General features: G+C 58.1%; 8 protein-coding genes. All 8 read right to left on the reverse strand.

Translation table 11 applies throughout. The annotated features are described in order from the left end of the window. Positions 1-363: 363 nt before the first annotated feature. A complete protein-coding gene (locus AB1772_12435) occupies positions 364-951 on the reverse strand; it encodes a tetratricopeptide repeat protein (GenBank protein ID MEW5797149.1) in 588 nt (195 codons plus the stop codon). Positions 952-1,396: 445 nt separating this feature from the next. Then, positions 1,397-1,873 carry a hypothetical protein gene (locus tag AB1772_12440; GenBank protein MEW5797150.1) on the reverse strand — a complete coding sequence of 159 codons (477 nt, stop codon included), beginning with the start codon at positions 1,871-1,873 and terminating at the stop codon, positions 1,397-1,399. Between the two features lie 216 nt (positions 1,874-2,089). Continuing rightward, positions 2,090-2,713: a CYTH domain-containing protein gene (locus AB1772_12445; protein MEW5797151.1), complete on the reverse strand. Its 624-nt coding sequence runs from the start codon at positions 2,711-2,713 to the stop codon at positions 2,090-2,092. A gap of 350 nt (positions 2,714-3,063) precedes the next feature. Beyond that, on the reverse strand, positions 3,064-5,457 hold the full coding sequence (gene priA / locus AB1772_12450) for a primosomal protein N' (GenBank protein MEW5797152.1): 2,394 nt from the start codon (positions 5,455-5,457) through the stop codon (positions 3,064-3,066). A 65-nt stretch (positions 5,458-5,522) separates the two neighbouring features. After that, positions 5,523-6,938 carry a tetratricopeptide repeat protein gene (locus tag AB1772_12455; GenBank protein MEW5797153.1) on the reverse strand — a complete coding sequence of 472 codons (1,416 nt, stop codon included), beginning with the start codon at positions 6,936-6,938 and terminating at the stop codon, positions 5,523-5,525. A 93-nt stretch (positions 6,939-7,031) separates the two neighbouring features. Beyond that, positions 7,032-8,387 carry a DUF4139 domain-containing protein gene (locus AB1772_12460; GenBank protein ID MEW5797154.1) on the reverse strand — a complete coding sequence of 452 codons (1,356 nt, stop codon included), beginning with the start codon at positions 8,385-8,387 and terminating at the stop codon, positions 7,032-7,034. Positions 8,388-8,661: 274 nt separating this feature from the next. Further along, positions 8,662-9,633 (reverse strand): squalene/phytoene synthase family protein, encoded by a 972-nt coding sequence (locus tag AB1772_12465; GenBank protein ID MEW5797155.1) that lies wholly within the window; start codon positions 9,631-9,633, stop codon positions 8,662-8,664. Between the two features lie 112 nt (positions 9,634-9,745). Continuing rightward, positions 9,746-9,933 (reverse strand): hypothetical protein (locus tag AB1772_12470; protein MEW5797156.1); only part of this gene is annotated, 188 nt, incomplete at its 5' end.

The following is a 9,933-nucleotide window of genomic DNA, read 5'->3' on the forward strand; positions in this document are numbered from 1 at the left end:
CTTTTGCCTGGCTGGGAAATAATCGTCGCTTGGTGGTCCGCTGGGACCGCGATATTGTGGTTTATGAGGCGTTTTTTCATGTCGCTTGCCTGCTCATCACGCTGAAGAGGTTATGAAATGGCTTCTAGTCAGAACTGGGGCGTTGTAAACTGCATGGCCGAAGCGGATGTTAACCAATCTGGCGGACGCGATCCTGTGCCCGGTCAGATCACCATTGGCGATGTAACTATCCTGATTGACTACCTATTTATCACCGGGCCCGCACTCGGCTTACCGGCGTGTTTGTGATTGGCCCTGCCGTGCGCGCTTAACTCACCGCAAGCGGTGGGGCCCACATCATCGAATAAATAGACCAGAGCCCCCTCACCTCTTCATCCCCTTCGCTACCTGCTGCAGGTGGAAAAGATCGATCGACAGCGCTAGCGTGTCCGCATAGGGCGAGTCCACACGCCTGAGAAATACTAATTCCGCGTTGGCCCGATTCAAATCTCCCATCGCCAGAAACAGCTCGCCACGATACTCCCGTGCCGGGGCATAAAGACTGTCGATAGCCAGCGCCGCCGCGTAGGCCTTCATCGACTCGTCCAGCTTGTTAAGTTTGCGCAGGCAGTAGCCAAGATTGTTGTGCGCCTCAATCATATTCGGCCGAAGCTCAACCGCCCTCCGGAAGTCCTTGACCGCTTTGTCGTATTCCTTCTCGGCCTTGGCGGTCGATGTCGCCCGGTAGTTGAAGGCGAAAAGGGAGTCGGACTGGGCGTCGTACGAACGCGCCTTGTCCATGTGCTTGACGCCGTTATTGTATTTTTCGAGCGCCTGCTGCGCGCTGTCGGCCGCTCGTTCTTCGGGCGTCTTCGGGGGTGACTCGATCGCCCCGCTTTCCGCCGCGAGAGTCGCTATTCCCGAGATCATGATAAACGCGGTTATGAACCAGGCATACTTTGATGTTTGCACGATGGCCTCCTTGAGAGAACTAACTCTGAAAACAAGGTGGCGGAATATGGAGTTCCTGGCGAAGTGGATAGGGCGGTATCGAATTGGGGTGTTTCTGAGTATCGAGCGACCCACAGCAGAGCTGTGGGCTACCTGTTTAACTCTGAAAACAAGGTGGCGGAATATGGGGTTCCTGGCGAAGTGGATAGGGCGGTATCGAATTGGGGTGTTTCAGAGTATCGAGCGACCCACAGCAGAGCTGTGGGCTACCGGTTGGCCATGGTCAAGTTGCCGATGGTATCTTGGGGAGCGGTCTGGTATATTCGAGATTGACGGCATTCAAATATGAGCAAAGTGCGCATGTATGAAGCCAGCCCCCACCTGCAAGCAGGTGGGCCACCTGAAAGTCGAGATTGCGGACTACACGTTCCCGCCCTCAGGCGAGTGGGCCACCCGATCTCTTCGGCTACTTAAACGCGCCGGCGATCCAGCGGCCAATGAAGTGAGTCGCCACTATCACGATCAGTCCCACCAGCAAGTGCTCAGCCACTACAGGAAGCGGCCGAGCCCCTGCGCGGCGCGCCATGATATAGCTGAATAGCGCCAGCATCGTCATACCGAGAATGATGCTTACTATTATCGCTGTGCGCAGGGGCAGCAACAGCACGGGGACGACAAAGAACGACGCGAATATTGCTTTGGCGGCAAACGTGGTGATAGTCGAAACCCAGATTTCGGCGGTGGTGTGGTGGTTTTCGGATTCCTCAGAGACATGAATGCCGAGCGCATCGGAGAAAGCGTCGGCGATCGCGATCGTCAGTACGCCGCCAATCACCGCCAGCCGCGACGATGTCCCCGCCTCGAGACCGATCATCAGCCCGAGCGTGGTGATAATCGCCGAGATGAATCCGAAACTAAGTCCAACCTGGAACGAATGCTGCATGACTTCAGCCCTCCGCCGCGACAAACCACTTTTCACTCTTCAAGCCAAAGCTATCTCGAATCGCGGCCCGCGAATATAATACACCGGATGATGGCCGCAAGTGGGTTTGGACTGGCTGGGGTCGATTTGGATCATGTCATAATCCCACCCGTTGGGTGGGGTACCGGGGACTACTTCGATCCCAGAGCGCAGCCGCGTCGGGAATGCCGGAACAGTTTACCCCCGCGCAAGAGCGCGCTCAAACTTACTCTTGGATTGAGCGATCAACGGAATCGCCAGCAACTGAAACAGCCGCTCCAGGCCACTGTACACGGTATCGAAATGGCTGCGGTCATCCAGCTCGACTTCCAGCTCGTACTCGGTGGAACCGTCAGCGAACTCCGTTCGGTCGATCTCCAGATTCAAATCGTGGTCGCCGATGCGATGCCGCTTGATGTGACGCTCGTTTCTAAACTGGAGGATGAGTGACGGCCTGAGATCGGGCAGTTGTTGACGAATAGTCGCGATCGGCTCAATATCGAGCGCCATCAGATCGGCGCGCCCGTCGATTATCGCCCGCGCCTCAGTCGAGCTTATCTCTCCGGTCACTTCCTGCCGCACCGCGAGCGCATCCGCCTGCGATACGAAACTCTTGAGTGTCACCGAGCCGTATTGGTCGGTGGACCTCACCCGAAGCACGTACCCGGCCCGTCCCAGGTCCCGCTCGGGCGAATCAAAGAAAGCGTTCAGGTGGTGCTCTTCGCGGTCAATCGGCCCGAGGTAACCCAGGAGCTTGAGGTAGTCGGTGAACGACTCAAGCTGAATTTTGATCTCGATTTCGAGACCGCTCGTAGTCGTCATGGTAATCTATTATACGGTGTGAGGGTGAGGCCGGTCAAAGGAAAAACGGAACTGGAGTGGGGAGGCGATAATTAAGTTCTGACACAACAGATCACACTGGCCCGCAACTGAATTCCGTTGCGTCGGGTCCTGAGCCCGCCCGGGTGGCGCGACGCGGACCGGGTCGGGCGGTGACTTGGCGCGGTCGAGCTTCCTTGCGCTACAGGCGTCAGTTCACACCCCTGTTGCCCTGTTGAACGGTCGAGGCAACAGGGGTAAGAACTGACCCAACTTTGGGAAAATGCGGTCCAAAACAGCGTTGAGGTCTCGTATCGAGCTACCCACAGCAGAGCTATGGGCTACCGCCTTGCTTACATCATATCATCAGGATCAACATCCACAACGATTCTGACCGCAGCCGATAAGCCAAATCGCGCCGTCTCACTCTCCCACATAGTCAGAGCTCGGACGAGCTCAAGCGGACGGGTTGTGCGAATCAGCAGATGGCGGCGTGACTGGCCGCGAAGCAGCCCGATCGGGCACGAAGTCGGGCCGAGAATGTCGACTTTCAGGCCGATCCCGGCGCACCTGTCAGCCAGATCGGCTGCAAAACGGGAGGCCTTGCGCTCGACACTGGATTTGTCCACCGAGGCGAAAACTACTCGTACCAGGCGGCCAAACGGCGGGAAACAGTGCGTTTGGCGCGAGACGATTTCCCGTTCGAAGAAGCTGACATAATCCTGACGGGCGGCGTCGCCTATAATCGTGCTCTCAGGATAGTATGTCTGAATAAAGACATCCCCCGGGTCCTGTCCTCGGCCGGAGCGACCCGCTACCTGAAGCAACCGCGCCAGAGTCTTTTCAGCGGCGCGGAAATCGGGCAGATCGATTCCGAGATCGGCAGAGAGCACACCGACCAGGGTCACGCCCGGCAAATCCAACCCCTTGGTGACCATCTGTGTGCCGAGAAGCATGTTGTACTTCCGCTCGGCGAATTCACGCAGTAGCAGGTGCGCATTCTTACGGCCGGAGGCGGTGTCGGAATCGAACCGCAGCACCCGCCCCTGTTCGAAAAGCCGCTCTACGTGTTCTTCGACTTTCTGGGTACCAGCTCCGGGGAAAAGAAAGTCTGTTCCTGCGCATTTCTCGCAGGCGTGGTAACCGGATACAATATGTCCGCAATAGTGGCAGGTCAACTTGTGGCCGGCCTTATGATAGGTCAGCTTGATCTCACACTTGGGGCACGACGGCACATGGCCGCAGGTGCCACATTTCAATTGCGGCGAATAACCGCGCCGGTTCAGAAACAGTATCACCTGCTGGTCGGCGGCGAGTCGGTTATCGATCTCCTTCTTGAGCATAAACGAGAGATACGGCGTATCGCCCTGCAGACGTTGCGTGGCCATGTCGATTATCGTCACTTTCGGGAGAGTCGAACCGGCGGGGCGTTCCTCGAGGGTTAGCAGAGCATACTTGCCGCTGCGGGCGTTGTGATAGCTCTCCAGTGACGGCGAGGCCGACCCGAGCAGCACCGGAATACGATTGATTTTCGCCCGCATGATCGCGCTGTCGCGGCCGTGGAAGCGGGGCGAGGGATCGAGCTGCTTGTATGACGAGTCGTGTTCCTCATCCACAATGATAAGCCCCGGATTTGCAAGCGGAGCGAACAGCGCCGAGCGCGGCCCTACCACCACACGGTACTTCCCCTGGCGGATGCCGCGCCAGCTTTCGAGGCGTTCGCGCTCGGTCATGGCGGAGTGTATGACGGTGACGATGTCACCGAAGAACCCTCTGAGATAGGCCAGCATGTTGCCGGAAAGGGCGATTTCAGGTGTGAGCACCAGAGCGGAACGGCCGCGCTCGATGACTTGGCGTACGACATGACAGTATACCAAGGTCTTGCCTGAGCCGGTGACGCCGTGTAGCAGGCTCACGTTGAAGTTTCGGTCGAGAGATTGTGTCACTCTCTCGATTGCTGCCTGCTGACCAGGATTGGGTGCCAAGTCGGCCACGCCCTCTTTGGGATGCACAAAACTGAGGATGTCATCGGTAGTCTGCTCGTACAACGGTTCCAGCAGGCCCGCGTCGAGGGTGAGGCGCAGATAATGATCAGTCCAGCCCAGGGATCGAAGTGACTCTCGATCCAGCTCTCCCGTGAACGGCTGCGGCCGAAAACGGCGCCCCGAAAAGAACTCCGCCCACGACGCGAGATTGACCACTCGATAAGCGTATACCGAGCCGCGCCGAGGGGAGTCGAACTCCGGCCAGTCCTCGACCAGAGCACCCGCTTCAACCAACTCCGCGATCATGTGGCGGCCGAGTCGGCGCAGGCTGTCGATCATGCCGTCGGTCAGCTTCTGCCCGGAACGGAAAAACGGCCGCGTTTTCGAGGGGGTGGTGTCAGGCAATTGTTCCGCCCACCTCAAACCGAGTGGTCGGTTGGATTTCAGCGATGGCGGCAGAGCGCAGGCGAGACAGTCGGCAGGATTGGCAAAGTAGTAGTCAGCCATCCAGAGACAGAGCTCGCACAGTTCGCGGGGAATCAGGCTAACCGGATCGAGCAGGCGCAGAACCGGCTTGGTGGCCAGAGCCGGAGCAGGTTCTGTGTCGCCCAGATAGAAGCCGACCTGTCTGCGGCGACCGAATTCCACTAGTACTCGTTGCCCGGGTTCAAGAGTGCCGATCCCGTCAGGAAGATGGTAGGTGAAGGTCCGCCGGAGCGGCCCGGATACGGCGACATTGACAAGTTGCCGAGCGCCTGCCATAACTCGCTATATATGGAAAGGGCCGGCCATCGGCCAGCCCTTTCAAATCACTTTGGAGGCGTCGCTTAGAGTGTTTTGAGCTTTTCGAGCACCTCGGCGCGTCGCGCCTTGTTGCCGGTAGCCTCATAGAGCTCGGCCAGACGCTCCCAGACAGCTTTGTCGTCCGGACGAAACTCGACCACTTTCTCGTACGCGGTCGCCGCTCCCGGAAAGTCCCTCATTTGCAGATTGCAGTCGCCCAACGATACCCAGTAATCGACCTCATCGGGGGCGAGCTCGGTCGCGCGAGTGAAGGCCACCTTGGCTTCATCCATTTTCTGCAGGATGGCCGCCATCAGGCCGTATTCCGACGCCACCGCGGCATCATCGCCGGAGAGCTCGAATGCGCGTTTCAAAAAGACACGGGCAGAGTCGAATCGTTGATCCCTGACGCCCTGCCAGTTTTTGGACGCGGCTTCGTTGCCTGCCTCACGGCTGGCCCGCGACGAGTCGCCGGCCAGGCGGCCGTAGTGCTGCTGATACCTCGCGGCCCCGACCAGAGCCGTGACGTCTTCCGGATTGATTTCGAGGATGCGCCCGAAAGTGGCATAGGCCGAGTCGTACTCCTTGCAGTTGTTGTAGCAGATTGCCAGGTTGTGGGCCGTGCCTACAACGGCGTCGCGGTTGGCCGCATCCTCCAGGACTGCAGGAGTTGCCAGCGTCAAGTCGATATACTCGCGGAACCAGGGAATCGACGCGCAGTAGTCGTTCATCTGGACATAGTCATACGCTATCGACGTGAGTATCTGGGTGCGGTCGGCGGCCAGGGGCAGCGCCCGCATTAGGTACTCAATCGCCTTATCGTATTTGCCGGTACGCTCGTTGACGGTAGCCAGTCCGATGAACGGCTTGACATCGGTGGAATCGATGACTATGGCAATGGCCATGTTGTCCTGGCAGCTATCGATAATGGCATCCAGGCGAGTCTGGTAATAAGCCAATGCCGCTGAATCGGTCTCGACCTTGACCGCTTCCATTTGCTGCTCCACCTCGGTGATCTGGTTCACCCCGTCATTGTAGTACTCGCGCCATTCGTGGACCCGTACGGAATCCAACTGCTCGTCCAGTTTGTCGCAGTCCTTGCGGTAGTCCTTCTTGATCTGGTCATTGCCGCAGGTCCAGGCCAGTGAGTCGGCGTAGGCAATCGCCTGAGCCACCAGCGGGAGGCGATCCTTCAGGTTGGCCTTTTCTTTGGCCAGGTCCCACTTGATCTGGCTGTACCAGTAATAACCTTCCGAATGAGGCCCCCAGTACAAAAACAGCGAGTCCAGCATCGCCTGGGCGAGCTTAATCCGGGCCTCTTCCTTGGACTCGCCATAACCCAGAATTTCAATCTTGGCCGACTGGATATACGCCTTGGCGGGCAGTTTGCGCGCTTTCTCCGCGGCCACGGAACCGACCAGGAGCATCACTATTGTGATGACCAGCGTCAGTTTTAACATCGATTTCACTCAAAACCTCCTTGAGCACAGTCACGGTCTCAAAATGTCGCCCGAATGTAAAGGGTGCCTGGACCCTTGTCAACCGACCAGAATTCATCGATTGGTGAACCGGACTGTAAACCTCACTGTGGTCGTGTCTTCCGCCTTCACGGGCACCTCGAATGTAACCGTGGAGGCGTCCTTCTTTTTGTACTCATGGGTACTCTGCGTGATCTCCCAGAAGCCCCAGAGTTGCTTTTCCACCTTGACCGTCACGGCCTCGGCTTTGCGGTTGCGCAGCTCGATCTCGAATTCCCGCTCCTCCACCTTCTTGGAAATCTGCGACTGATTGACCAGCCTCTCTTCGGCCTTTATGTCGAACGCCGTTCCAACGGTCAGTGCCATCTCTTCGTCTTTCGGCGTGTGCTTGATCTGGTCCTCGCCCAGCAAAATCAGGGAGCCGTCGTCATCAGCCTTGAATAATCGCACCCTGCCGGCGGGAAGCGGCATCCCCAGCCCGGCCTGGGCGGAATTGACAAACTCGACCACCACCTGCACATCGCTTGAACCGTGGCTCGGCCGATAGTAGTAAACTTTCTTTACGGCAGTCGATGCCGGCTCAAACAGAGAAATCTGCTTGGTTTCGTTATTGGCCAGGGTAGCAGAACGGGGGAGTGTGTACATGTGGTATTCGAAGAACGCTTTTTCCTCGAAACCGGCGGGAGCCGTAGCCATGGCAGCAACCTCGAAATCGGCGTACCCTTTTCGCATGGGTGGAGCAGCCCGGTGGATGTCACCGGCAATGAGCTTCAGCCTGGCTTCGGGATAAGTTCTGCCCGAGGTGTTGTTAATCGAGGCCCAGCCGGAGAGATCAAGGTTTGTTTCTTTCTGATCCAGAAGGCCGACATACTCCGCCGCCCAGTTCAGTCCGGAAGTTTGATAGCCCACTCGACATGAGGCTTTCCCGCTGAAATCCGAGCTGTAATTCCAAAAGAGCGTGGGGCGCGTGATAAGGCCTTCGGGAAGGCTGGGGAAATTGGTTTCGACTACTTCGCCCATGGAGACGATCTTCACCTTGCCGGCCTCCTGCATAAGCGTAACCGCGCCGCCGGAATACGCCAGCAGCGTGCCCGAATACACTCCGCCCTGCTTGTCCACCAGTTCGACCCGGTTGTCGATGTATTTTGAGAACAACTGATCGGGTGAGACCAGGTCGTACGCATAGTTCTGCTCGAGGATTGATACCTGCCGATTCTGGTCGACCACCTCGAACCTGACCGAGGCGGCGTCGATCTGCGACGGCACATCGCGGAACGCCAGGCGCCCTGTACCCTTGCTGAATTCAAGTTGGCGCGTTTCGCTTATCACGCCGAGATTACTGTTGTACACGGTCACCGCTAGTTCATCGGCGAGCGCGCTAGTAGCGGAGAATATCGCGGCCGCCACGACTACGAGTTTGAGCCTGTTCATATCCGACCTTTCGTGTCTAAACTCTTATACAATATTCGCGTCCGTCCCGAACCGGTATCAACAATAACGTCATGCGGGCACGGGACTCGGAGTATCTACCGGCGACAAGGGAGTTTCTTCCGGAGGCTGTCCCACAAGGGTGATCTGAGGCGGCAGGTCTTAGCCCCGCTTCTCTTTCATCGGGCCGGGACAAGGACCCCGGAAAAAGGCCGGGCAGGCTCTGCCGCAATTTCGCTAACCTGTGGGACAGCCTCGGGAGGTCTGCCGCCCCCGATTAATCGGGTTTCTCCTCGGCGCCTTGCAGATTGGCCCTGGCCTTGAACTCGGTGACAATCCGGCTCAGCCGATTCTGGATTTCCTCCGGGCTGGGGTTTAGTTCGCCCTCGGCAAATGAACCCCGGTGGGGATCGATACGCTCGTAAACAAGACTGTAAAGCCCGTATATGACTTCCAGGCTCAGTTGATAGCGGGGCGGCAGGATGGCGGCAAGCTCATCCAGGGTTGCCCTGGCCCGGGCGCGATAATTCGCGCAAAACACGCGATACTGAGCAAAGAGCGCTCGCAGTTCGTGAGGGACTCGGCCACTCCGGGCGGCCAGGCGGAGATTGTCGCGTCCGATCGAATGCGCCGTCAGGAGGTCGTCTGCAAAGTAGTTCAGCCCCCGGCGCTGATCCTTCTGAAAGTCGCGCATGATATGCACGAGGTAGGCGAAGAGCGCCAGCGATCGCGCGGATCGACGGATGTCATACGACGGCGGGGCGAAGTCACCGTTGGCTGCAGGCGTCACACCGCACAGGTGCGTGAAAACCGCCGCCGGAGCGACCGCAGCGCCCTCGGTGTACCGCAGGAAGATTCTGAAGGTGGCAAACCCGTCATAGTGTAGATCGTAGATCATCGCCCGGCAGAGGCGTTCCCACGGCCAAAGGGGGAGCGTAAACCGCGACATTGTCGCCAATAGCTCAGATGAATACGGGTCCGGACATGCCCCGCTCTTGATGCTACTGATCCAGCGTGTCATACTGGTCTCGTAATCGACGCGCTCGCCGGCAGAAATCGGGACGCCCCCGCTTTTGCGGTCATCCACCAGATCATCGATCCGCCGCATACTGCGATAACACACGCGAAAGGCCTCGTACCTGTCCGGCTCCCAGAACCGAGCGGCGATATCGAGAAAGGGATTGGTCAGGATTTCGCTGAAATCCTTTTCGAGGGCGAAATTAAACTCGGAGGATGGCCGGTCGCTCATAGTTTCGGCGGAATATAGCGCGGGACAGGACGCGCGTGAAGCGCAAACATTCAAGCGGCGCCGGCCAGGTTCGGCCGGCGCCACGTTCAGTGCTTCTGAGGGGCGACGCTGCCTACATGCAGTCCGGCAGGCCAAGTGACGGCCCGGTAATGAACAGGTAGTCAATAAGGATCGTAACATCGCCCACTGAAATGTCTCCGCAGCCGGGCGTGGCGCCCCCGGATTGGTTAACATCTGCCTCCGCAAAACAGCCTATAAGATTCTCACAGGTCAAGGAAGTGTACAGCGCATCCAACATGA

The organism is Candidatus Zixiibacteriota bacterium, assembly GCA_040752815.1.
Classification (GTDB): Bacteria; Zixibacteria; MSB-5A5; order GN15; family FEB-12; genus JAGGTI01.